The sequence below is a fragment of the Mesorhizobium sp. ES1-3 genome (assembly GCF_020164795.1).
GTDB lineage: Bacteria > Pseudomonadota > Alphaproteobacteria > Rhizobiales > Rhizobiaceae > Mesorhizobium.
This window is the reverse complement of sequence record NZ_JAIUGW010000071.1, coordinates 1-1,330: the sequence shown is the minus strand read 5'-3', so window position 1 is coordinate 1,330 and position 1,330 is coordinate 1. Positions and strand designations below refer to the sequence as shown.

The window sequence follows — 1,330 nt, the reverse complement described above, 5'->3', positions numbered from 1 at the left end:
TGTCCGAACCGGATAGATAGGTAACAGAATGGACCGATAGCATGGGTGACAGTTTTCTTGTCCGCCGGGAGGACCGGCGATGGTTTGGCGAGCGACTGGCATCATGGACGAGCGGCTTCGGTTTGTAGTGGATTGCCTGGCCGGCGAGGAGACGATGAGCGCGCTTTGTGGGGCCTACGGCATATCGCGCAAGAGCGGCTACAAATGGCTTGGTCGCTATCGGGAGTTTGGCCCGGAAGGTTTGCATGATCTGCCGCGGGCGCCGCTCGAGCACGGCCGAGCAACGGCAGCGGAGCTGGTGGATCGGATTTTGGCGGAGAAGCAAGCGCATCCGCTGTGGGGTCCAAAGAAGATCATTGCGCGCCTGAGACGCAGCGAGCCCTGCTGCGACTGGCCGGCGGTCTCGACGGCAGGCGAGATCCTGAAGCGGCACGGTCTTGTGGGACGCCGGCGCAGGCGCTGGCGGGCTGAGGGCAACGGGCCATGGCCGGAGCCTGCGGAGCCGAATGCGGTGTGGACGGCAGACCACAAGGGGTGGTTCCGGACCCGTGACGGATGGCGCTGCGAGCCGTTGACGGTGATGGATGCATTGAGCCGCTATCTGCTGGGGCTCGAGGCGACGGGCTCGACGGCCGACGAGGAGGCGTGGCCGGTGTTTGAGCGGCTGTTTGAGGAGAACGGTCTGCCGGATCGCATCCGAAGCGACAACGGCCCGCCATTTGCGTCGGCCGGCGTCACAGGGTTGACGCCGCTTGCGGTGCGCTTCATCAAGCTCGGCATCGCTCTGGAGCGCATCCAGCCAGGCAAGCCGCAGCAGAACGGACGTCATGAGCGTTTCCACCTGACCATGCTGCCGATGGCCAAGGAACCGGCGGCCGACAGGGCGGCCCAGAGCCAGGCTTTCGAGGACTTTCGGCGCAGCTACAATGAGGAGCGTCCGCACGAGGCGCTTAGCATGGACACCCCGGCGCAGCACTACCGTCCCTCGACCCGGCCGATGCCGAAGACAGCTCCTGAACCCGACTATCCGGCCGAGGCAGCGGTGCGCGGCGTGCGCCAGAATGGCGCCGTCAAATGGCGAGGCACAGAGATCTATGTCTCGGCCACGTTGGCCGGCGAACCGATCGCCATTGAGGAGACCGAGAACGGCAAGTGGGCCATGCGTTTCTACGCCCATCCGCTCGGCTTCATCGACGACAAGCACATGAAACTGGTTCGCCGCAGCGCCGCGCCAACCGGACCGCTTGGCGCTGCGGCAACCGCATCTTAGGGGGAGAAAACTGTTACCTATGTATCCGGTTCATTCTGTTACCCATCTATCCGCTGGACA

Annotated in this window: 1 protein-coding gene; it reads left to right on the top strand. The window is 64.4% G+C overall.

Features of this window, described 5'->3' with window-relative positions:
• Positions 1 to 79 precede the first annotated feature (79 nt).
• Entirely contained in the window at positions 80 to 1,270 is a 1,191-nt protein-coding gene (locus tag LB536_RS30995; protein WP_140813756.1) for an integrase core domain-containing protein, read from the top strand.
• The last annotated feature ends 60 nt before the right edge of the window (positions 1,271 to 1,330 follow it).